This window comes from Paenibacillus agaridevorans, assembly GCF_018604145.1.
GTDB lineage: Bacteria > Bacillota > Bacilli > Paenibacillales > Paenibacillaceae > Pristimantibacillus > Pristimantibacillus agaridevorans.
This window is the reverse complement of record NZ_CP075889.1, coordinates 5740479-5764943: the sequence shown is the minus strand read 5'-3', so window position 1 is coordinate 5764943 and position 24465 is coordinate 5740479. Positions and strand designations below refer to the sequence as shown.

General features: G+C 53.0%; 13 protein-coding genes and 1 pseudogene. All 14 read left to right on the top strand.

The features are described 5' to 3' along the window. Positions 1-22: 22 nt before the first annotated feature. Positions 23-1762: a sensor histidine kinase gene (locus KJW29_RS23090; RefSeq protein ID WP_214626378.1), complete on the top strand. Its 1740-nt coding sequence runs from the start codon at positions 23-25 to the stop codon at positions 1760-1762. Positions 1763-1787: 25 nt separating this feature from the next. Continuing rightward, positions 1788-3488: a response regulator transcription factor gene (locus KJW29_RS23085; RefSeq protein WP_214626377.1), complete on the top strand. Its 1701-nt coding sequence runs from the start codon at positions 1788-1790 to the stop codon at positions 3486-3488. A gap of 98 nt (positions 3489-3586) precedes the next feature. Further along, positions 3587-4868 (top strand): annotated as a pseudogene (locus tag KJW29_RS23080) (Gfo/Idh/MocA family protein). An 887-nt stretch (positions 4869-5755) separates the two neighbouring features. Next, positions 5756-6703 (top strand): ABC transporter permease, encoded by a 948-nt coding sequence (locus KJW29_RS23075; RefSeq protein ID WP_214626376.1) that lies wholly within the window; start codon positions 5756-5758, stop codon positions 6701-6703. Positions 6704-6715: 12 nt separating this feature from the next. Continuing rightward, positions 6716-7591 (top strand): carbohydrate ABC transporter permease, encoded by an 876-nt coding sequence (locus KJW29_RS23070; RefSeq protein ID WP_087567411.1) that lies wholly within the window; start codon positions 6716-6718, stop codon positions 7589-7591. A gap of 147 nt (positions 7592-7738) precedes the next feature. Then, positions 7739-9292 (top strand): extracellular solute-binding protein, encoded by a 1554-nt coding sequence (locus tag KJW29_RS23065; protein WP_214626375.1) that lies wholly within the window; start codon positions 7739-7741, stop codon positions 9290-9292. Between the two features lie 167 nt (positions 9293-9459). Next, a complete protein-coding gene (locus tag KJW29_RS23060) occupies positions 9460-11100 on the top strand; it encodes a response regulator (RefSeq protein WP_214626374.1) in 1641 nt (546 codons plus the stop codon). Beyond that, entirely contained in the window at positions 11087-12979 is a 1893-nt protein-coding gene (locus KJW29_RS23055; RefSeq protein WP_246608343.1) for a cache domain-containing sensor histidine kinase, read from the top strand. Before KJW29_RS23060 ends, KJW29_RS23055 begins: the two co-directional genes overlap by 14 nt. A 76-nt stretch (positions 12980-13055) precedes the next feature. Next, positions 13056-13958: a DMT family transporter gene (locus tag KJW29_RS23050; protein ID WP_214626373.1), complete on the top strand. Its 903-nt coding sequence runs from the start codon at positions 13056-13058 to the stop codon at positions 13956-13958. Positions 13959-15304: 1346 nt separating this feature from the next. After that, positions 15305-16354 (top strand): hypothetical protein, encoded by a 1050-nt coding sequence (locus KJW29_RS23045; RefSeq protein ID WP_214626372.1) that lies wholly within the window; start codon positions 15305-15307, stop codon positions 16352-16354. Between the two features lie 90 nt (positions 16355-16444). After that, positions 16445-20923 (top strand): S-layer homology domain-containing protein, encoded by a 4479-nt coding sequence (locus KJW29_RS23040; RefSeq protein ID WP_214626371.1) that lies wholly within the window; start codon positions 16445-16447, stop codon positions 20921-20923. Between the two features lie 234 nt (positions 20924-21157). Next, complete coding sequence (locus tag KJW29_RS23035) at positions 21158-22099, top strand: carbohydrate ABC transporter permease (protein ID WP_214626370.1); 942 nt, start codon at positions 21158-21160, stop codon at positions 22097-22099. A 15-nt stretch (positions 22100-22114) separates the two neighbouring features. Further along, positions 22115-22945 (top strand): carbohydrate ABC transporter permease, encoded by an 831-nt coding sequence (locus KJW29_RS23030; protein WP_087567404.1) that lies wholly within the window; start codon positions 22115-22117, stop codon positions 22943-22945. Positions 22946-23053: 108 nt separating this feature from the next. Next, positions 23054-24415: an ABC transporter substrate-binding protein gene (locus KJW29_RS23025; RefSeq protein ID WP_214626369.1), complete on the top strand. Its 1362-nt coding sequence runs from the start codon at positions 23054-23056 to the stop codon at positions 24413-24415. Positions 24416-24465: the final 50 nt, after the last annotated feature.

Sequence of the window (24465 nt, the reverse complement as noted above, 5' to 3'; positions counted from 1 at the left end):
CAATCAATCGGGGGGACGAGAGATGAAAAGCTTATTGTTCCTGCGTGACTCCTCCATTTTCAAAAAAATGCTGGTTGCCTTTCTGGCCGCCCTGCTGCCGCTGCTGGCGATCACGTGGATGATCGTCGAGCAGGGCTCGAACCGCATTCGCGGAGAAATATCCGAATCCGTGCTGAATACGGCGCGGTACTATATGGATTCACTTGATAAGGAAGCGGATCGAATCGAACGATATTTGCCCAACTACGTCATGGACCAGGATCTCATGGAGATCGCCGCGACGGGGGATCATATGAGCTCCTACGAGAGGTCAAGCAGCATTCTGGATATTCAGAAGCGGCTTGACCTGATGCGCAATTCCAGCCCGTTCATCCGGGAGACCAAAGCCTATATTCCCGTCATCGACCGGACGGTGCTCTCCCACAGCTTCGAGACGTTCCTCGACCTGGAGGAATACGCGGCCATGCGGCAAAGCGGGAAGCTGTACGAAGAGCCGTTTATTATCTGGCGCGACCGGCTGTTCATGTCCATGCAATATCCGACCGGCACGACCTCGAAGCCGTTGTATATCGTCGCCGTGGAGTTATCCGTACCTGAAATAAGGGCTACTCTCGCGCAAATTCGCGGTTCCCGCGGCGGGGGAAGCGCCATGATCAATTTGGATCGGGGATGGAGCGTGGAGAGCGGCGCGGATGCCGACATGGCGAGCCATATGCAGGAGTTCGCGCGCCAGAAGAGCGCTGCCGCCAATCGTCAGGGCAGCGAGACGATTGCGTATGACGGAGCGCGATATGTGGCGATCTATACGCATTCCGCCGTCTGGAACGCGTATGCCGTTACGTACGTGCCCGAAGCCGAAGTGTTGGGCTCGCTTGAGGTGTACCGGACTTTATTTTGGTGGGCGTGCGGGCTTGCGGTCGTCATCGTGCTGTTCTTCTCTTATTTTCTGCTTCGAATTATTTACCGCCCGCTGATGAAGCTGGTGCATTCCTTCCGCCGCGTGCAGATGAACCGGCTGGAGACGATCGCCGTCGACCGCGGAGCCGACGAATTCGGTTATTTGTACGAGGCGTTTAACGACACGGTGTTGCATTTGAAAACGTTGATCGAAGAAAACTACGAGGGGCAAATCCGCAATCAGCGCTCGGAGCTGAAGCGGCTGCAATCGCAGATCAATCCCCATTTTCTATATAATTGCTTCTTCGTGTTATGCAGGCTGATCAAGTCCGGCAACCAGCAGGAGAAGGCCTATCGCTTCTGCTTGCATATCGGACAATATTTCCAGTTCATCACGCGCAACGACGAAGACGATATCCCGCTCAAGCTGGAGGCGGAGCATTCCCGCACGTACGTCGAGATGCAGTCGATCTGTTACGGAGACCGGATACAGGTTGCATTTGACGGCCAGGATCGGTTGCCGGACATCCTTGTTCCGAGGCTCATTCTCCAACCCGTCATCGAAAACGCGTATAAACATGCGTTTGATCGTATGCCAGGCCCCGGGGAATTATGGCTGCGCGGCGAGCCGGACGAAGGTTCGTTCGTCTTCTATGTCGAGGATAATTGCGACCGGATCACGGACGAGGAGATTGAAGCGCTCAGGAAGAAGCTGCGTTATTCCGCAAACCGGATCGAGGAGACGACGGGTCTCCTGAACGTGCATCGCCGAATTCAACTGCGTTATGGCGAGGAGTACGGTCTGGCGGTCGCGCGTTCCGAGCTGGGCGGGCTGCAGGTGCGGATCAGATTAAGCGCTGGCTAAAGGATAACGAACGGGGAGGATACATATGTACAGACTGCTTATCGTTGACGATCTGCCGATTATTGTGGACGGCTTGCTGGAATTGTTCCAAGGGCAGGAACGGCTGGAGCTTGAGGTCATGAAAGCTTATTCGGGAGAAGAGGCGCTGGAGCTGTTGAACCGGCACCGCGTCGATATCGTGCTCTCCGACATCAAGATGCCCGGCATCGAAGGCATTCAGCTGCTGAAGGAGATCGGGGCCCGATGGCCGTCCTGCAAGGTCATCTTCCTGACGGGGTACAACGACTTCCAGTACGCGCGCGATGCGGTAACTTACGGCGGATTCGATTATATTCTGAAGGTGGAGAGCGACAACAAGATTATCGACGCGGTGGAGCGGGCCATGGTAAAGCTGGACGACGAGCTGGACCGGGAACGAATCGTTACGAAGGCGCAGAGCAGCATGAGACGTGCGCTCCCATCGCTGCAGAAGGAATATATGCTGGGGCTTTTGCAAGGGAGGACGGCAACGCGAAGCGGGATGGAACGGCTGTTCCTCGAGATGGACATCCCGCTTGACCCGGAGGAGCCGGTCTATCTGTTAATCGGCCGCGTCGACGGCTGGAAGGAGATGATGTCCGCCCCCGACAAGGCGCTCCTGACGTCGGCTTTCCAGAACATCGGCGACGAATATTTGGCGAGGGGCGCGCGTTATTACTCCGCCCCGTTCGAATTCGCCAAGATCGTCTGGCTGATCCAGCCGCTGGTCGAGACTGCTGGCGGCGAGGGCGATTCAGTCGCGAATGGCTCGGGCGGGAAGATCAGCTGTCTCGGTCACGCTGCCGGCGTGCTGGAGTCCATTCAGGCAACCTGCAAGGAGCTGCTCGGCATGTCGGTGTCGTTCGCGCTTGGCGCCGAGCCTGTGGAGTGGGACGGTGTCGCGGAGCGGTTCTATGCGGTGAAGTACGAGCTGGCGCAGGGGCAGGGCTTGCTGCACGAAGCCATTCTGATCGAGCGGGAAGATTCCGTGCCTGCCGAAGGGTTCGCGGGAAAAACGGCGGATGTCAGCGACGGATTTTACCATGCCCGGGTGCAGATGCTTGCAGGCTGCCTGGAGAACAGCCAGCGGGAGCCTTTTTATAAGCTGTATGCCGAATTGACTTCCATCTGGAACGAGTCCGGAGCGTCGAACGAGAGGAAGACGGAGCTGTACCATTCTTTGTCCGCCGTCTTCTTGTTCCATCTGCAGCGCAACCGGGACGTATGCGACTATGCCAATACGCAGCTCGATCTGGCGCCGTTGTTCGGCCGGGGAGATGCGCTGCCATGGCCGGAGCTGATTCTTTATTACCGGCAATTGGCCGATTGCTGCTTCGAGTGGAACGAGCTTAACGGCGCGGTCATTCCTTCCGAAGTGGTAAGCAAAGTCCATCAATACATCGAGAAGCATATTGCGACCGACATTTCGTTGAACGCGCTGGCGGATTGCGTCGGGCTCAATCCGTCGTATTTGTCCCGGCTGTACAAGCAGAACACGGGCATCGGCCTGTCCAAGTACATCAACGATTACCGGAACATGACGGCGCGGGACATGCTGCTTAACACTTCGATGAAGGTCAACGAAATCGCGGGCGCGCTGGGCTACAACTCGGCGCTTGCGTTTATTCGGTTTTTCAAGAAGCAGAACGGCGCCACGCCGCTCGAATTCCGTTCGTCGCGAAGCCAGCCGTCCGGACATGGTCAATAACTGTATACGGAAAGTAAGCAACGATCTCTTTCTCGGGTCCCCCGGCGGTTCTACAATGAAAATACAGACGAGGGTTTGCGAGGAGGAGAACAGAACAGATGAAACCATTAACAGCCGTCCTGCTCGGAGCGGGCAGCAGGGGAAGATACATTTACGGGCCATACGCGGAGAAATATCCGAACGAACTCCGAATCGTTGCCGTGGCCGAGCCGGACGCGGAACGCAGAAGCTCATTTGCCGCGCTTCACGGTATTGCTCCCGAGCGAACGTACACGAGCTGGGAGCGCGCGTTCGACGAGGGGCGAATCGCGGACGTGATGATCATATGCACGCTGGACCGCATGCATTACGAGCCGGCCATGAAGGCCATGGAGCTGGGGTACCACGTCATGCTCGAGAAGCCGATGTCGCCCTCCATGGAGGAGTGCATTCGGCTGGAAGAGGCCTCGCTTGCGGCGGCTGCTCGTCGTGACGCATGTGCTGCGATATTCGCCTTTCTGGTCGGGCATCAAGAGGTGCATCGACGAGGGGGAACTCGGCACTGTGGGAACGATCCAGCTGACGGAGAATGTCGGCTACCGCCATATGACGCACAGCTACGTGCGGGGCAACTGGCGCAAGGCGGAGGAGACGAGCCCGATGATTCTCGCGAAGTCGTGCCATGATCTCGATCTCGTCTCGTGGATGATGGGACAGCCATGCACGAATGTTAGCTCCTACGGCTCGTTGCTGCACTTCAGGGCGGAGAACGCGCCGGCGGGTTCGACGGAACGTTGCATGGAAGGCTGCGCGGTAGAGCGGGATTGCGCGTTCTCGGCGCTGAAGCTATACCTGCGGCAGCCGACGCATGAGTGGGCGAGGTATATGACGGACGACCCTACTCAGGAAGGAATCATTGCGGCGTTGAAGGATGGTCCGTTCGGGCGTTGCGTTTATCGCTGCGACAACAACGTCGTGGACCATCAGGTCGTCAACATGGCCTTCGAGAACGGGGCGAACGCGTCGTTTATTATGTCCGGGCTTACCGAGAGCGGAACTCGCCGCGTACAGATCATGGGCACGGCAGGCGAGATTATCGGCGACATGGACAAGGGCTCGTTCGTTTTATATCGCTACGCGACGGACGAACGCATCGAACATCGCTGCAGCGTCGAAGGCGACGGGCATGGCGGCGGCGACGAGCGGATGGTAGCCGCGTTTCTGCGAGACGTGCGGAGCTTCGACCGCAATCCGTCGCAGGGACTAACGTCTGCAACCGCATCGCTCCAGAGCCATCTCATCGCCTTTGCGGCGGAACACTCCCGTCTTCGCGACGGCGAGTCCGTCCGCCTTGCCGAGTTCCGGGAGCAGGGAGCGGCGAGCGGGCGCGCACAAAAGTGAGAGGGTGTGGCTGCATATTTCGCTTGCAGGATATTCAGTAGCACATACAATCGTTCTTGGGGTGCGGCGTCATCAAGACTGGCAACAATCAAGAGGGCTGGCTTCGCCTCAATAGCGGGGAAAGTAAAGTATAGAAAAAAACGCAGGGCCGACGGCTTTGCGTTTTTTTGTTTAGGTAATTATGCAACTGCCAGACTTGTGAACAAAAGGTTGAAAAGTCTAACAGACAGCAGCGATGCTATTGTCCGATTTTTTAACCTCAAACAAATCTAACGGACAGGGTAGCAACTATTGGGTCGTAAGGGCGTCAATTTGCGTTGTGGTGATGCCAATAAGGTCGTGTATGAGGCTGTCGATAAATGGTGTAAAGGTGAAATTGCGGGCAAATGTCCGGTAAGAAATGAACGGGAGCAACTGTAACGGAAATGAGAGACGTTATTTCAGTAAAAAGCCGCACTTCGCAAATCTAATGGAACTGACAGCTCTTATGATGGGCAAAAGTCCGCGTTTGGCCTAGATTTCACACTAATAACGTCTCAGAGTTCCATTAGATTTTAAAATCACGCCAAAAGATCCATATAAGGGCCCTCGTTTCCGTTAACAGGTTGGCGATGATGAATTGCAGCTTCATTTCCAGTTTTGCACTCAATGAATCGACAGCCTCTTTTTGTCCGATAGGCAGTAAGTGATTGGATGTTTAGAGTACTCGAATCACCATCAGGTGATATTTTGTTCTCGTCAGACCGCCAAATACATTCCGGAACGCTTCTCTGGTCTATTAAGCAAACTGTGTCGGATTAGACCAGAAATAAAAGGATCGTCCGCTACTCGCCCCCGTCCCCAGCCTCTACAATAAGGATCAAGACAGAGAAAAGTAGGTGGAGAACATGAGCAAACCTCGCGGAGGAGAAGGTGTTTCGCTGGGGACCGGGAGACGGCGCCTGAAGCTGATCCGCGGCAATATGGATATGTATATGCTGCTCATACCGGGTTTGATTTTTTTATTCTTGTTCAAATACGCGCCGATGTACGGCATCATCATCGCCTTCCAGGACTTCAACATCTTCGGCGGCATATCCGGCAGCGAATGGGTCGGGCTGGCTCAATTCGAGAGGCTGCTGCAATCCGACGAATTCCTGCAAGTACTGACCAACACGCTGCTTATCAGCTTGTACAAAATTACCATTCTGTTCCCGATCCCTATCGTCATCGCGCTAATGCTCAACGAAGTGCGGCGCATGTTCTTTAAGCGGACGATCCAGACGATCATCTATTTGCCGCATTTCCTCTCTTGGGTCATTATCTCGGGGTTATTTATCAACATCCTGTCGCCGTCGGGCGGCATTGTCAACGAAATCATTCGATCCTTCGGCGGAGAGCCGATCTCGTTTTTTACGAGCAACAGCTTGTTCCGCAGCTTGGTCGTGTTTACCGCAGGCTGGAAGGAGATGGGCTGGAATGCCATCGTCTTTATCGCCGCCCTCGCGGGCATCGAGCAGGAGCAATACGAAGCCGCGGCCATCGACGGAGCGGGGCGCATCAGACAGATGTGGTCGATCTCGCTGCCGGGCATGCTGCCCACGATCGTCCTGATGTTTATCTTGCGAATCGGCAGCCTCCTGGAGGCAGGCACGGAGCAGATACTGACGATGTACAATCCGCTCGTCTACGAGACGGGGGACGTCATCGGCACCTTCGTGTACCGGATGGGTCTCGGCCAGCAGGACTACAGCTTCAGCACGGCGGTCGGTCTGTTCAACTCCGCGGTAGGGTTTCTGCTGATCATAATCGGCAACATGCTCAGCCGCAAATTTATAGGTCGCAGTATTTGGTAAGGAGGGACGTTCATGTACAGAAAAACAGCAAAAGACTATATGCTCGACGGCACCATCTACATCGTGCTGATCGCGATGGGATTGATCACGCTGCTCCCCTTCGTTAATGTCTTCTCCAAGTCGGTCAGCGAGGAATGGGCGATTATGTCGGGCCAGGTCGGGATTTTCCCCGTTGGATTCCAGCTCGACACGATGGAATTCGTCGTCACGAGCTCCCAGTTTTTGAATTCGCTCTGGATCTCCGTGATCATCACAGTGGCAGGCACGCTCGGCTCGCTGCTTATCACGGCGCTGACGGCATACCCGCTGTCGAAGCGGGAGCTGCCCGGCATGGGCTTCATCATCGTCCTGTTCATCTTCACCATGATGTTCAACGGCGGCATTATTCCGAACTACTTGCTCGTCCGCGAGCTGGGCCTGATCAACAATCTGGGCTCGCTGATTTTGCCCGCTCTGATTAGCGTATTCAACATGCTGGTGATCAAGAGCTACTTCGAAAACTTGCCCGCCAGCCTGGAGGAGTCCGCCAAGCTCGAAGGGGCTCGCAACCTGACGATCCTGTTCCGAATCATTTTGCCGCTCAGCGGTCCCGTGCTCGCGACCATCGGACTTTTTTACGCCGTGTATTACTGGAACGATTATTTCCACCCGATGCTGTACATCAACAGCACGTCGCTCAAGCCGCTGCAGTTGTACCTGCAAGACATCGTCATGAATGCGGACACATCCTCGGCGCTCGACAAGACGGCCGACGATCTCATGAACGTGCCGGCGGAAGGCGTTCGGTCGGCTACCGTCATCGCGTCCACCATTCCGATTTTGCTGGTTTACCCTTTCTTGCAGAAATATTTTATCAAAGGCGTGCTTATCGGCTCCGTCAAGGGTTGATGGAAAACCTTGCATTAACTTTTCTCACGGGCTGGCTCGCGCCGAACGCAAGCGAATCCAGGTACCGGGGCGCGGCGATGCGGCGGCGGGCGGGCTTCTGTGGAAAATTAATGATATAGATTACAATACAAGCAGGAGGGTCTCACTATGACAAAACCATTTAAGCTGATTTCGACAATCGCCATGTCTGCGCTGCTGGTCTCGGTAATGGCGGCATGCTCGGGAAATAACGGCACCGCCAACAACGAGTCCGGTTCCACGAATGCCCCAAAAACCGGCAGCGAAGCGACAGCCAAGCCGGAGGGACCGAAGCCAGGTCTAAAACGTCTGAACGTCTGGGCGGGCGAGGATTACAACGTTTATCCGGTAGCGAAGCTGCTGGAGGAGAACACGGGTTATAAAATGCAAACAGATATGCTCCCGCAGGACAAATGGGCGGAGAAGCTTAACCTTATTATGTCTTCGGGAGAGGCTTACGACATCGTAACGTCCTACAGCGATATGGCGCTGTATTCCGACTATGCCCAGAAAGGCGCGCTTGTCGATCTGGGTCCGCTCATCGAAGAATTCGGCCCCAATATCAAGGCGGCGCTGAAGCCTGAGTCCATCGAGGCGTTGAAGGTAAACGGCAAGCTGTACGCCATTCCGACAACCGTCACTTACGAAATCAACAGCTCCATTCTGATCCGGACGGACTGGCTCGAGAAGCTGGGCCTGTCGATGCCGACGACAACCGATGAGCTGACGAACGTGCTGACGCAATTCAAGGAAAAGGATCCCGGCGGCAACGGCGATCGCAACGTACCGCTTACGATCAAAGGCGATCAATCCATCATCGACAATATCGTAGGCGCATTCGGGATGCCGAATGCATGGAACGATGTCGACGGGCAGCTCGTCCCTCGCGTGCTTGACCCTTCGTACAAGGACTATGTAGCCTATACCGGCAGCTTGTACAAAAACGGATTGATCGACCGCGAATTCGTCGCGAACAAGGATGCCACGGCCAAGGAGAAGTTCGCGAGCGGCGTAGCCGGCGCGATCGTCGTACACTGGGCGGATATTCCCGCGTTGTCCGAATCCTTGGCGAAGACGAAGCCCGAAGCGACATTTGCTTTTGTCCCACCGCTCAAAGGGCCGAACGGCGAATTCGGATTCGCGGCGAATGCCGGCTTCGACCGACTTTCCTACATTCCGAAGTCCTCCAAGCATCCGGAGGAAGCCATTAAGTGGATCAATGCCAGCCTGGAGCCGGAGACGTTCAAGAACATGGCGATCGGCGTAGAGGGCACGCACTACAAGGTTGTGGACGGCGCTTACGAGCCGATCCAGCCGATCTTTACGGACGAGCGCAATCTGGCGAACAACTTCATGGCGGGCACGGACGAGACGAATTATCCGCAGTACTGGCAAGCTCGCGTTCGCAAAAACCCTGTTATGTTCGAGGCGTTTGACTTCTTGAACAACCAGCAGCCGGCCGAAGCGAAAGTAACGAACTTGCTGGGATTGGCGCCATACATGCAGCAATATGCCAAAAACAACCAGCAGCTCAACACGATGATCGGCGACTATACGGTCAAGCTGATCGCAGGCGCGGAATCCATTGACGGCCTCGAGGATTTCCAGAAAAAATATATGGAGGCAGGCGGAGAAGCCAGCTCCAAGGAAGTTAACGAATGGTACGCAACATTAGCAAAATAGTAGTGCAATGAAAGTAGAAGCGACGGCGGTCATGAGATCGTCAGTCGCTTCCTTCTATCTAAGGAAGATTATAGGCGCGAAGCAGCGACATATCCGGTTACGCCGATATGGCCACGGGGATGTTATGATTAAGGGGCATTCAGCATGCAGATAAGGAGGGCGCGGCGATGTATTCCTTGCTCATTGTAGACGACGAGCCGACGGTCAGGGCGGGCTTGCGGATGTATTTCGACTGGACAGCTTACGGCATAGAAGTGGTGGGAGAAGCGGACGACGGCGACGTCGCGCTGGAGATGATCGCCCGCCAGACTCCCGATCTTATTTTGACGGATGTCCGGATGCCGAATTTGGACGGCATCACGATGTCTCAGCGCATATCTGCGGAATATCCGGATGTCAAAATCGTGTTCGTCAGCGGTCATGACGACGCCGATTATTTAAAGTCGGCGATGAAGGTGAGCGCCGTCGACTATATCTTTAAGCCGGTTAATCTGCAGGAGCTTAACGCGGTCATCAAGCGCGTCGTGACAGACTTGGACGCGGAGCGCACCGAGCGTCGAAATAAGGAGGAACTGCTGGTCAAGCTCAAGGAGGGCATGCCGCTCCTTCGCGAGAAGTTCCTGCTCTCCCTAATCGAGGAAGGCGCGCCCAAGACGGAATTGGAGGAGCGAATCTCCTTCCTCGGGCTGGAACTGCCCGTGGAGTCTCCCTATTGGGTCATGGTCGTCTCCGTCGACGATCTTGCCGACGTCATGGCCAGTCGATCCGAGAGGGACCGCCAATTGTTGTGGTATTCTGTGCTTAACATCTATCAGGAGCTGCTGGGGACGTATATGCGGGGCTACGCCTTCGAACGCCGGGGAGGCGAGTTCATCGGCGTGCTGCGCCCCGAGCATGGCGGCAACTCGATGTCGGACACCGCTGAGGCGTTGTTCGCGCTGGCCGGCGATCTTCGCTCCAATCTGGAGCGTTGGCTTAAGATCGGCGTCACGATCGGCATCGGAGATATGGCCGCCGGCTTGAGCGGTCTGGCTTTGGCCTACAAGCAGGCCCGCGAAGCCGCCGACTACAAGTGGTATCTTGGCAAAAATAGAATCATTACGATGGATAGTTTGGAGAGTGCAGCGCAGGGGGACGGCTCCTCCTTGCCCAAATACGATTACGAGTTAAATGAAAAGCTGATATCCGCGCTTAAGGCCGATGATGCGGAGAAGCTGAGCGAAGCTGTTAAACGAATTTTTGCCAGCATGTCCCATGGACGCCCGGACGGACTTAAGTATGGACGCAATTTGTGTCTGCAGCTCGTGCTTGCGGTCGGGCAGCACGTTATGGAGCTTGGAGCGGCGGATTCCGAGCTGGAGGCGATGGAGACGGAGCTGACGGAAGCGTTGTACGCGAAGGAGACGCTCGGGGATATGCATCAATTAATAGAAGAGTATCTGTTCGCCGCGCTGGGCAGAATCCGGGAAAAAAGATTGGGCAAGACGGCAAATGTCGTGGAGCGCGTGCGAGCGTACATCGATCAGCATTATGCGGAAGTCGGCCTAACCGTAGCCGACATCGGCAAGGCGGTCTACTTGTCCTCGACCTATGTCAGCCTCCTGTTCAAGCAAGAGACCGGCGGTACGATCGGCGAATATTTGACGCAGGTGCGCGTGGATAAAGCGAAGGAGTTGCTGCGAGATCCGCAGTATAAGTTCTACGACATATGTCACGCCATCGGCTACACCGACCCCAGCTACTTCACGAAGCTGTTCAAGAAGGTGACGGGCGTCACGCCAAGCGCCTACAGGGATGGCCATGCGTAAAGCGGTTAACGCCGTTAAACGACTGCTGGAGCCACTGGAGAGATCGATCTCCTTTCGCCGATTCTCGATCCCGCGCCCTTGGCTTGTCGCGTACTTGCTGCTTATCGTGCTTCCGGCGGGCGTGTTCCTGTACGGCTATTACGAACGTTCCGCCACCATATTGAAGAACGAGGTCGTTCGTACGATGGGTCAGGCGCTTAACCAGGCGGGCAGCAATCTTTCTTATCGGCTGGAACGCATCGAAGATATTAGCAACGCCGCGCTCATGAACGCGAACTTGCACTCTTATTTGTCCATCAGTTCGGACGACGAGTCGATTGGCACACAGATTAGGGTCATCGAGGATCTGCGTTATTTGGTAGAGACGGTGCAATCCAACTCCGACGTGTTCCGGGTTCGTTTGTTTGTGGACAAGTCCAAGCTGTACGCGGGCGAACGTGTCAATTTCTTTGCGCTGGACAGCTTGATGGGCAGGCCCTGGTTCGACTCCATCATTGCGGGCAACGGCGGCATCGTTTGGACGGGCGTCTACCAGGAAGCTTTTCTCGGGGAGGATGACGAGACTATACTGTCGGCAGCGCGCATGCTGCGGGATCCCGGCGATTACGATAAGGTGTCCGGCGTGCTTATGATCGATGTCAAGCAGAGCCTGGTGTCCAACATTCTGTCCGAGCTGCAATTCTCCCCTGGCACAGAGGTCTACCTCGTCGCGCCCGATGGTTCCGTCGTGTATCATTCCGATCCGTTGCGGATCGGAACGCAGGTAGATCCGGCGGTACAGGACGTTATTGGCGCGGGCCCGGAAGGAACGGCGTCGATCCGGCTGGACAACGAGAGGCATGACGTGCTGTACACGACTCTGCCGCCGACGGGCTGGAAGCTGGTGGCTCAGGGCTCGGAGTCCCAGTTGTCGCCTGCTACCGTCAAACTGACAAGGCAGTCCGAACGTCGTTCGCTTATCGAATACGTCGCCTTGTTCCTTATTCTGCCGTTCGTGTTGCTGGCCATCATCGTGCGAGGCATGAATCGGCGCGTCAATCAAGTGATAACGGTCATTCGGAAGGAAGAGAAGGAAGGCAAGGAGAGCGTAGAGGGTTTGCATGAGCTGCCGGCGGTTAGCGGCGATTTTCATATGCTGGAGCGGAGCGTCGATCATCTCATCCTTCGGGTGCGCACGCTTGTCGAAGAAAAATATTCCGCCGAGCTGCGCGAGCGCGAAGCTCAACTACAGGCACTGCAGGCGCAGATCAATCCACATTTCTTGTACAACACGCTGGATACGATCAACTGGATTGCCATCGGCAAGGGAGCGACGGATATCAGCGGGATGATTGACAGTCTGGCGAAATATTTCCGGCTCAGCTTAAACAAGGGCAAGAGCGTCGTCAGCGCGACGGACGAACTGAGGCTCGCCGAAGTGTATCTCGAAATTCAGCAAAGCCGTTTCCTCGGCTCGTTTGACTTCGAGGTGGACGCTGGCAAGGGGCTGGAAGAGTATCGGATGCCCAAGCTCATCCTGCAGCCGATCGTTGAAAATGCGCTGCTGCACGGCATCCGCAAGGCAAAGGATCGCAAGGGGCGTATTATCATTACGGCACGGGCGGAGGGGGAGGATCTCGTCTTCGCCGTTTCGGACAACGGCATCGGCATGGACGAGGAGCTGACGCGCCGTCTTTTGACGGAAGAACGGACGGGTGCCGGCGATCCTGCCGGCAACGGAAGCTCCTACGGCTTGTACAACGTCAACGAGCGGATCAAGCTGTACGCGGGCGAGGGGTACGGACTCGCGATTTCCTCCCGCCTTGGAGCGGGAACGACAGTCTCGGTTCGGCTGCGCGCAGAGTTTGCGGATTCTCGGGATTCGGGCGGTGAAAATTAATATTGAATATTGTCGCGTTATCCTTCAATATGTAAAGTGGAACTTAGAGGGCAACGGGGCGGGTTGATGACGCAAGATGGACAGAAAATGGATTTACTACGTGGGTCTTGGTTTAGTATCGATTATTTGGGGAGCCAACTTCGGCGTTTCGCGCTCGGCGATGGAGACGTTCGATCCGATATTGTTTACGTTTATCCGGTTCGGAGGCGCGATTCCCTTCTTTTTCTTGCTTCTAAAGCTCAGGGAGGGCAGCGTCGGCATTACGTGGAAAGCGGCGCTAAAGCTCGCAGTGATCGGACTTATCGGAGTTACGGTGCTTGAGATTGCGGTGATGTATTCCATAAAGTACACGACGTTGGCCAATGCGTCGCTGCTCAATGTGGCGCCTTGGCCGATTTTCGCGGCGCTGCTCGCGCCTCTGTTTGTTAAAGAAAAATTTACGAGCAGGCTGGCGGTCGGGGGAGCGGCCGCGGCCGTCGGCGTCGTGCTCATCATTACGGGCGGAGGAGACGGACTCGATCTGTCTTCGGAGCATATGATCGGCAATTTGCTCGCCCTGGGAGTCAGCATAATCGGCGCGCTGTTTAATCTTGCCTGCATGCCGCTGATGAAACAGTATTCCGCGTTGCGCGTAAGCGCGTGGTTTATCCTGTTCGGAGCTTTGTTTATGTTCCCGCTGACGCTTGGGAGCTGGAGCAAGGTGGAGTGGGCAAGCCTCGGCGCAGGACATTACGCGGCGATCGGTTATAATATTCTGATTTGCACGCTGTTCGCCTTCGTCGTCTGGAACGCCTGCATGTTCAAGATCGGCGCCGCTCGCGCGAACTTCTTCCGATACATCGTCCCTGCATCCGCCGTCGTTGTCGGCTATATTATGTTTAATGAGCAGGTGACGATGCTGCAACTCGGCGGCGGCATTTGCATCGCGCTCGGCCTGGTGTGGATCGGCATGGAGCGTCAGCAGAAGCCTGGGATCTAATACCAAGGCATAACACCAAGGCATAACACCAAGACATAACACCGAGGCAAAACACCAAGGCAAAACACCGAGATATTACGCCGCCTCAAGGCTCCTGCCTGCTTTAAATAGCAGCTCATCGTCATTTATGACGATACAGCTGGAATAAAGGAAATAAGAAGGCCCATGCAATCGCGCATGGGCCTATTTGTTTTGCAAAGGAAATGATGCGACGCCAAGACTTGAGAACAAAAGGTTGTTGAAAAATCTAACAGACACCAGAAGATGCTATTTGTCCGATTGTAACCTCAAACAATATCTAACAGACAGAAAGAAGCTGTCTATTCATTGTGCAAAGGTGAAATTGCGGGCAAGTGTCCGGCAAGAAATGAACGGGATCAACTGTAACGGAAATGAAAGGCGTTATTGCAGCAAAAAGCGGCACTTCGCAAATCTAATGGAACTGACAGCCCTTATGATGGGCAAAAGTCCTCGTTTTGCCTGGATTTCTCACGAATAACGTCGCGGAGTTCCGTTAGATTTTAATATCACGCCAAACGATCCATATAAGGGCCCTCACTTCCGTTAACACGTTAGCGATGATTGGATGCAGCTTCTTTTCCAGTTACACACAATGAATCGATGGCCTCAGAAAAACACTATTGAGTCGTAATTGTGCCAATTTGCGCGATGATGATGCCAATAGCGTCATCTATGGGGCTGTCGAATCATTGTGAGTAACTGAGCTGAAACGTTCTGCTTTCGCTAACGGACCTCAGAGACTCTATTTGTAGCATTTTCACGATATTGAAAATCTAACGGACTCAGATGACGCTAATTGGTGCATTTCCGCCCATTCTATGTGGTTTTGACGGAAGTAAGGTCGTCAGTGTCCGTTACAATTTGAACTGGCCCCATTTTTGCGAAATAGCAACTGTGGTGTCCGTTTACGATCAGCCTTTACTTAACTGCGCTGCCGTCCACAATGAATCGACGGCCTCAGAAAAACACTATTGTGTCGTAATGAAGCCATTGGGCGCGCGGATGATGCCAATAATGTCGTGTATGTCCATTAGATTTTCGAAAACGTAAAAATCGAGGAATAACGTCATTTATGTCCGATAGGCAGGGAGTGCTCGGAACGAAACGCTCGACGCCTCCAAAGGATGGCGCCGCCGTTTCGCCTTGGTCGTTCCCGAGTTTTCTGCGCATAGTTTCGAGAACGTGTAAAAAAACTGCACAAGCAAATCAAAATAACGCACAATAAAGCCCGATTGCAAGGGATATGATTGGAATCATAGGGATTCTCCAGGCAGTGTCCGGTCCGGAGACTTTGGTTATTTTCAACAAGGGAGGGGGGATTGTAAGTGGGGATACGCAGGGTGAAGCTTAACAGGCACCCTTATCTGAAAGTCGGACTATCCATTGTTATGATCGGAACGATATTATTGATTTTTGGCATTGCCAAGATGGCAAACGGAAAGGACGAAGCTCCTGGACCGGCACTGCTGTCGGTTGATGGCATTCCCGTAGATCAAGAGGAGTTCGAGCTGTTCCTTCAGGATGAAAAGGCGGCGACGGCGAGCTATTTTGCCAGACAGTACGGTGCGGAGTATGGCGGCGACTTTTGGGGAACGGCTTACGGCGACGAGGTGCCGATTGAAGTTGCCCGCAGCAATGCGCTGGACAAGCTTGTACGGATCAAGGCGGAGCAGCAAGTGGCCGCCGGGTATCGTCTGATCAAAAGCGCCGAATTCCAGGATGTGCAGCAGGCGATGCGCAAAACGGAAAAGAGTATATACGGAGCGGAGAGTCTGAGCCCGCTTCAGGAATACATGCTGTTTCACGGCAAGCTGGTGCTGGAGGCCAAAAATCAATATAAAGCAAAATTGAAGGCGGTTCCAGAAGAAGTATTGCTGGAGCGTTATGAGGCCAACAGACAGCTGTTTCAAGCGCCCGACGAATTAACGGCATGGCAGGTGAGCTGGACGGGCGACAATACGGAAGAGGAACAGGATGCGGCTTACGAGCTGGCAGAGGACATTCGAAACGGCATTCCGGCCGATCAGCTTTTGTCAAAATACAAACGCTTACATTCCTTGCGGATCCAGGAAAAACAGTATGGCAAACAGGAAGGAAAAGATGAGAATTCATCGGATTTGGGGATGATGCTGAAGGATCAAGCGTATCAATTAAGCCCCAATCAAACAAGTGAAGTGATGTCATACGGCAACCAGCACTTTGTTGTACTTTGTACAGAAAGGAGCCGGGGAGAAGGCGGGACGCTCGATGAAGTCAAGCTGTTGATCGAGGATGCGGTCAAGGAGGAACGATTCGAGCAGCAGATCGACCAGGCGGTGAGCCAAGCGGCCATCGTCAAAAATGAAGCGAAGTGGAATGAGTTGCAAATGAAGTAGGTCCAAACGCAGATGCAAGGATGCAAGTGATGCAAGGATGCAAGAGATAAAAATAATGATGATGATGAAGGGATGATAGGGTTGAAGAAGATGCGAAAACCATTACTCCTTGCGTTAATCGCAATGCTCGTTCTCCAGATTTTTTCTTTCGTGCAGGCTCCGCAGGTTTATGCCGATGAGCTGCCGGAAGGCGAGGCTGCCGTGAGCGAGCCAATTCGCGTTGATTCCGCGTATGGCGCAGCGGTGCGCGGTGGCGACTATGCAGACTTAACGGTTAGCGGAGGAGCGAGCAGCAAAGAAAGGCTGGAAGTGAAATGGTCCGCCAACGCCAGCGCCAGCCGCAGAAGCCATCTGCAATTTAATATGCCGGGGCCGGACGCCGTAAATTGGGCCGATGTGGAGAAGGTTATGCTCGTTCTGTATGTGGCGGATCGTTTCGGAACCCGCAATCAGGACACGATCAACGTATTCAGTACCGATAATCCAGGCATCAGCGAAGAAAACTGGACATGGAATAACACGGATCCTTTAATGGGCGACAACAAGGTTTTGTTGGGCGGGCAGAGCTTTGGCGGCTCGCTTAACGGCACTTGGGTCGAAATCGATATTACGAATGTAAAAGATCGATTTATCGACGGAAACGCCGCTTCGGAGCTGTTTCTTGCTCTGTATTCCGGGGCTGTGGACGATCAGGCCGGGATGGTCTTTGCGTCTCAGCACCGCGAGAATGCGAAATATACGCCGCATCTGATGATCTACGAACAATATGAGGACAAGCTTCCGCCGAACGTAACCGTGACCGGCTTGACGAACGGTCAGCAGGTGACGAGCGAGCAACTTACATTTAATGTTAACGCGATTGACAATGTGGACGCGAATCCGGCAATTTCGTTGATCGTTAACGGAGGAGATCCGATTCCTGCCCTTCCGGGCGTCAATACGGTTTCTTTGCTTGCAGGACGCAATGTGATCGAGGTCAGCGCAGTAGACGCCGCCGGCAATCGATCCGCTTCGCAAGTGTTTGTGGTGGAATACGAGAGAGTGACCGCCTATCCGGTCGTTGCCGACGTATATACGGATATCAGGTATCCGAATACGAACTATAATAGCTCCACGGAAAAAGGCGGATTACACTTAAAAACGGCGGCATCGGGGACTCCTACTACCCGTAAAGTGTATCTATCTTTCGACTTGTCCGCCAATACCAAGCCTTATGCCAAAAAAGCGGTCATTCAGCTTTTTGCAAAGGAATTGATGGGTACGGACCGGACAAGCGACGTCATTGGCATTTACGAAGTGCCGGCGTTTAACGAACAGACCTTGACTTCCGGCAACGCCCCGGCAAATGGCGATAAGGCCGCCGATGCGACTTACGAAAGAAAGGGTCACAACCAGCCGATCTATTTGGATATTTCGCAATACATCAATCGCAAGCTGGCTGCATTGGCTCCCGGGCAGCAACTGGGAACTATAAACCTTGTACTGCAGATGGACAACGGTCATGACCAGAAGGGCATTTTTATGGTCAGCAAAGAAAATGATCTTGCAAATGCGGCCAAACTATTGATTACCGAGGGCGTGCCGGCGCCGGTTTTGACTGTAAACGGAATCGAGAACCAAAAAATTTATTTTACCGATGTTTTGTCCCATGTAGAAATTAAGGCGGAGTCGGTAAGCGAAAGCGTCGATGTAACGTTGGCGGTATCGGTCAATGGGCAAAACGTAACCTCGACGGGCAACGATCTGTACGACATTCCGCTGCGCACAGGCACAAATAAAATGACGATCGTAGCTACGGATTCCGAAAGAAATGAAACAAGAGCGGAATATACGTTCACCAGGCTTGTTGATACGCCGGTCGGCACTTATTATGTAGACAGCGCAGCCGGTAATGACAATAACGACGGCATAAGCGAAGCCACGCCGTGGAAGTCGCTGGAGAAATTAAATGCGGCTGAATTTAAGGTTGGCAGCACGATTTTGTTCAAACGCGGCTCGATCTGGAACGGCCAGTTCAGACCGCATGGCTCGGGTACGGCGGAAGCGCCGATCGTAGTAGATGCTTACGGCGAAGCTTCGGCCGGCAAACCGATCATTAACGGCAACGGCATCTCTCATCTGGATACCGGGAACATGATTGCGGAAGGCGCCGTACATTTGTACAACCTGTCCGGCTGGGAGCTGCGCAATCTGGAAGTGACGAATATGGGGCCAGCAATCAATAACGCCCTGCGCGCCGGCATTATGGTTGTCGCAGGCGGAGCGGGCGATGTCAATGATATTACGATCAGCAATGTGTACGTCCATGACGTCAATTCCGGCACGGGCGCAGCGAAGTTCTCGGGCGGCATTTTGTTTAAGGGCGACACGGTGGACGAAAAAGGCAAGGTGACGAATATCCCGTCCGGCTTTAATCGTATTCTGGTAGAAAATTCGCATGTAAAGGACGTAGCAATCGAAGGTCTGCGGACCAAAATTCATCGCAACGGCCAGGATACCACGAATATAAAAGGTACGGACATCGTGTTTAGAAACAACTTGATCGAAGAGGTGTACGGTGACGGAATCGTGATGGCCGAGGTATCGTCCGGCGGTCTGATCGAAAAAAATATCGTCAGAAAACATAGCAAAAATCCGTCTTCGACCAACTATGCGGGCCTATGGTTGTATGAGACGAACGCGGTAGTCATCCAATACAACGAAGTGTATGATGGCGTTCACGGCTACAATGACGGCGAAGCATTTGATTTCGACATTAACGTAACCAACAATATTTATCAGTACAACTACAGCCATCACAATCGCGGCGGATTTTTGCTGACGATGACAAGCGCGGGAGCGGGCAATATTTTCCGCTACAATATTAGTAAAAATGATGGTCAAGGCACGGAAATCTTTTTCTGTATGCAACCGAATACCGCCATTTATAACAATACCATCTATATTGGCGAAGGTTATACGGTCAAATATTTGGTCAATGAAGGCAATCAGGGACGCGTCAGCAACATGATCTTTAAAAATAATATCGTGCAGGTGGACGGCATGCTGGAAAAATATTCGCCGCTCACTGCGGGGTATGATGCGCCTAACGTGTCTCATAATCTGTTCTATCCCGCCTCAACTGCCAGCTTGCCGGGCAGTCCGAAAGCCTATGCAAGCCTCGTTACGGGCAATCCGATGCTGACGAACCCAGCGGCGAGGGATGAGGTTATGGATACATGGGATCAGAAAATTTGGGATCGCAACATTGCCAAGTTCAAGCTGCAGCCAGGCTCTCCGGCCATTGATGCAGGAACGCCTATTGCAAATCCGGGCGAGCGGGATCTATACGGTACGCCGCTTTATTACGGAAACGCGCCTGACATCGGCGCCCATGAACTCGGTCCAGTGGACAAAACGGATCTAAATCATGCGATCGAGACGGCGGAAGAACTCCTTGCCGATGCGGCTGCAACGCCAGGCAAATACTTGCAAGCCGCAATTGAAGCACTGGACGCTGCGCTCCTTGCCGCAAATGAGACAGCGGGCAATGCATCCGCGACGCAAACAGCGGTGGATGAAGCAACGGATGACCTGACGGCAGCTATTGCATCATTCAAGGATTCCGAAATTCCTGCACCTGCAGTCGATGAGTTGGCTCCAACTTGGCCGAACGACAGCGCGGCAACCGTGTCGGGTATTGCGCAAACTAGTCTGACTGTGTCCTGGACAGCGGCAGAAGACAACGTAGGCGTTACGAAATATGTCGTATCGTGGGCAGGCGGAAGCAAGGAAGCCGCTGGCGATGCCAGAAGCGTCCAAGTCACCGGATTGTCGGCAGGCACAAGCTATACGTTTAAGGTGGAGGCAGTGGACGAGGCCGGCAACCGGAGCGCCAATGGCCCGAGCGTTAGGGCAACCACGAACGGCAGCGATCCGATCATCATTCCGGAGAAGCCGACTACACCTGTCGAAGAACCGGAGAAACCTGTTGAAGAGCCGGAGCAACCTGGCGAGGAAGAAGAACAGGAAGAACCGGGCGAAGAGACGCCTAAGGTAGAATTCAAGGATGTGGCGGGCCACTGGGCGGAAGCTGTTATCAAACGCGCAGCGGAACTGGCCATTGTAAAGGGGCATCCGGACCAAGTATTTAAGCCCGATGCCGCAACTACCCGCGCGGAATTTATCACGATGTTGGCCAACCTGTTCAAGTGGGGGGCTGCGGATTCGTTGCCTGCATTCGCGGACAGCGGCCAGATCGGCTCGTGGGCCGCAGGAGCGGTTGCGCAAGGCATTGAGAGAGGAATTATTCAAGGATACACCGACGGCACCTTCCGTCCGAATCAGCAAATTACGCGGGCCGAGATGGCCGTCATGTTCGCTAGAGCGCTTGGTTTGAATACGACAAATGTCGATAGCAGCAGCTTTGCAGACGATGACAGCATCCCGCAATGGGCTAAGTCTGCTATTGAAGAGTTGCGCAAATCGGGTCTGCTAACAGGCCGGGGCAACAACACGTTTGCGCCAAACGCCCAAGCAACAAGGGCGGAAGCGGTAGTGGTGCTCTTGCGTATATTGGAAAAACAATAAAATCGATTTTTGTAAAAAGGCACAATAGGAGGGCATCAGCTCCCTATTGTGCCTTTGTTTTTGGTTTGTCGGCGATACGCCGGCACGAGAGTACGGAAGACAGGGGCGGCGTTTTGCAGGTACGTTGAGGTCAAAAAAGTGCACATTGTAGTATAAATCGTCAGCATTTTGGCTGCCATAGGCGTACTATAATGGGGTCATAATCATACATCAACAGAATGAGGGGAGAACAATATGCAAGGGAATTCTCAATCCCGAATCTCGCTGCCCAAATCGGATTCATTGAAAAAAAAATATTGGACAGGTTCTCGGAAAGAAACGTTGCTAGGATGGCTATTTATTGCTCCCGAGACGATCGGTATTGTTGTACTGGGAGCTTTTCCTTTGTTTTTTTCGCTGTATTTAAGCTTCACCGACTGGGATCTGGTTTCAGGGCTTAAAGGCATTACCTATGTCGGCTTTGACAACTATATTCAATTGTTTCAGGAATCGAAATTTTATATCACGCTGAAAAACAATTTATTGTATACGGCAGCGACCGTGCCTCTCAGTATTATAATCGCCATGGTTATTGCGGTCGTCATTCATTCGGTTCTTTACTTCAAAGGATACTTTAAAGTGGTATTTTTTATCCCTTATATCGCGACGACAGTTGCGGTAGCCGCCGTATTCTCCGTCCTGTTCCACCCGTCCCAAGGCGTTATCAACAACCTGCTGATGTCTTTCGGGATTATGGACCCGCCCAAATGGCTGGGAAGCACGGATTTCGCGTTGTGGAGCATTATCATTATTGCGGTATGGCAGGTCATTGGCTACAATGTCGTGATTTACTTGGCGGGCCTGACCGCTATTCCGGATGATTTGTACGAGGCCGCGGAAATCGACGGGGCCAACAAATGGAAGCAGTTTACCCGCATTACCGTCCCGATGCTGGGAACGACGACGTTTTTCCTGACGATCACCTCGGTTATCAATTCATTTAAAGTGTTTGACCTGGTTGCCTTCCTGACTGGCGGCGGACCGCGAAATGCGACGAATGTATTGGTCTATTATCTCTATGAAGAAGGGTTCCAGAAGTTTCGCATGGGATACGCGGCTACGTTATCCTGGGTGCTGTTTATCGTGATTGGCATTATAACCTTGTTGACCGTCAGAATGCAGCGCAATCAATATTAAGGAAAGGTGTTGTCCATGGCGCAGTTAAAAATATCAAAAATTATCGTTACATTGTTGATGGGGCTCCTCTCCTTGGTGTTCCTTTCTCCGCTGCTCTGGATGCTGTCGGCAGCCTCCAAAATCGAAAAGGATGTTATGAAGTTTCCCGTCCAATGGATACCTACGGACTGGAACCTGATCAATAACTTTCAAACCGTATGGTACGGAAAAGTTCCGTTTGGACATTATTACATGAATTCCATTAAGATCGCTTTGATTACAACCGCTCTTACGCTGGTCTTCTCGTCGATGGCCGGTTTCTCGTTCGCCAAAATGAAGTTCCGTTACAAAAACGTCGTGTTTTTTATGCTGCTGACCTTTTTTATGATTCCCGCGGAATCGACATTGGTGCCTCGTTACGTGCTGATTAAATGGCTGGGGTTATACAATACGCATGCGGCTCTTATTGTCATGACCGCATTTTCGATCCCGTTGACCTTCCTGATGAGGCAATTCATGTTAGGCATCAACCAGGAATTTATCGAAGCAGGCAAAATAGACGGAGCGGGCCTGTTCCGGATTTACTGGCAGATTGTCCTGCCTATGGCAAAGCCGATTTTGGCCACCGCCGGCATTCTGAAGTTTATGTGGTCCTGGAACGACTATCAGAACCCGCTGATCTTCCTGGTAGACAGCAAGCTGTACACGGTCCCGTTAGGCATTCAATCGTTCCAGGGAATGTACAGCACCAGCTACGCGGCGATCATGATGGCCGCCGTCTCGGCTATTTTGCCATTGCTGCTGGTCTTTATCATTTTGCAGAAACAAGTCATTAAAGGAATTGCGGTAGGCGGAGTAAAGGGATAAGGTCAAATAAGTGCACGTAAATGCAAAGAATGTACACGGTGTCCGGGTAAACGGCATTGTAAGATACTAATGAAGAACGACTGGCATACAAAAAGGGAGGAAATAAAAATGAAAACGGTAAAAGTGTTGGCAACCGCAATGCTCAGCCTGGCGCTGGTAGCAGGATGCAGCTCGCCAAACAATAACGGAAGCCCAGCTACGGAGACGCCTAAGCAAACGGCTTCGAACGAACAGGGTGGCAAGGAAACCGAAAAGAAGGAAGACGTTACGATCAAGTATTATAGCTGGGAAGATGGAACGGCCGAAGAAAATACGATGAAAAAAATCGCCAACTTCGAGAAAGCGAATCCTAACGTCAAAGTGGAATACGTAAAGCTGGTTACGAATGCAAGCAGCACGGATTTTTACCAAAAGCTTGACATTATGGCTGGTACGGGAGATGCCATCGACGTTGTCGCTTTCTCGCATGTCGATTTCTTGATTGAACGCGCGGCTCGCGGCATTTTGGCTCCGATCGACGAATATTTGGGCGCCGACGGCATTAAACCGGAGAACGAGTTCTTTATCAATCCGATCTATGACGGCAAGGTATACGGCATTCAGGATTTGGCGCAGCCGTGGCTTGTAGCGATTAACAAACAAGCTCTGGATGCGGCCGGGCTCGAAGCTCCGACTTGGGGCTGGACATGGGATGACTTCAGCGAGTATGCGCAAAAGATGACCAAGGACGCGCAATACGGCACCTATTTCCACACATGGGGCGAATATGCAAACTTCCCGGCTTATAACGAATTGCCGCATCCTTACCTGAAAGAAGACGAAACGCCGGTATTTGACGAAAAAGTGTTTGCAGACTTCTTCGATATGCGCCGTGCGCTGGAAGACAGCAAATCGGTTAAGCCATTCTCCGATGTCGTTGCATCCAAGCTACATTATGCATCCGAGTACCTGAACGGCGAGGCTGCCATGGTTCCGGCGGGCTCCTTCCTGGTTGGCATGATCAAGGACAAGGAAAAATATCCGCATGATTTCCAAACAGTCTTTGCGCCGCTGCCGCGTTCCTCGGAAAGCGTAGAAATCGGTTCTTCCTATGTAGGCGGCCATTACAATGCGATCGGTGCCAACTCCAAGCACAAGAAAGAATCGTATGACTTCATCAAATTCCTGGCGCAACAGACGGACGTTATTACCGACTTCCCAGGTTCCAAAAGCGTAGATGCTGAACTCGTCATCTCCAGCATGGCAGGCGGCTTTGAGGACCTGATCGATGTGGAATCCCTCAAAAATACGGTATACGACAGCCGTGTCCACATCCCTTACGATCCGACTTTCTCCACGGCGTATTCCAGCCAATTAAAGAAAGTGCTGGAGGACGGCCTGAGCATGTTCTTGCTGGATAAAACATCGGCTGCGGACGCGCAAGCATGGATGGTAGAGGAAGCCAACAAAATTATCAAACAATCCAAGTAATAAAGAATTCTTATAGAAAATGTATAATAAGGTAACCTTTGAAGGTTGCC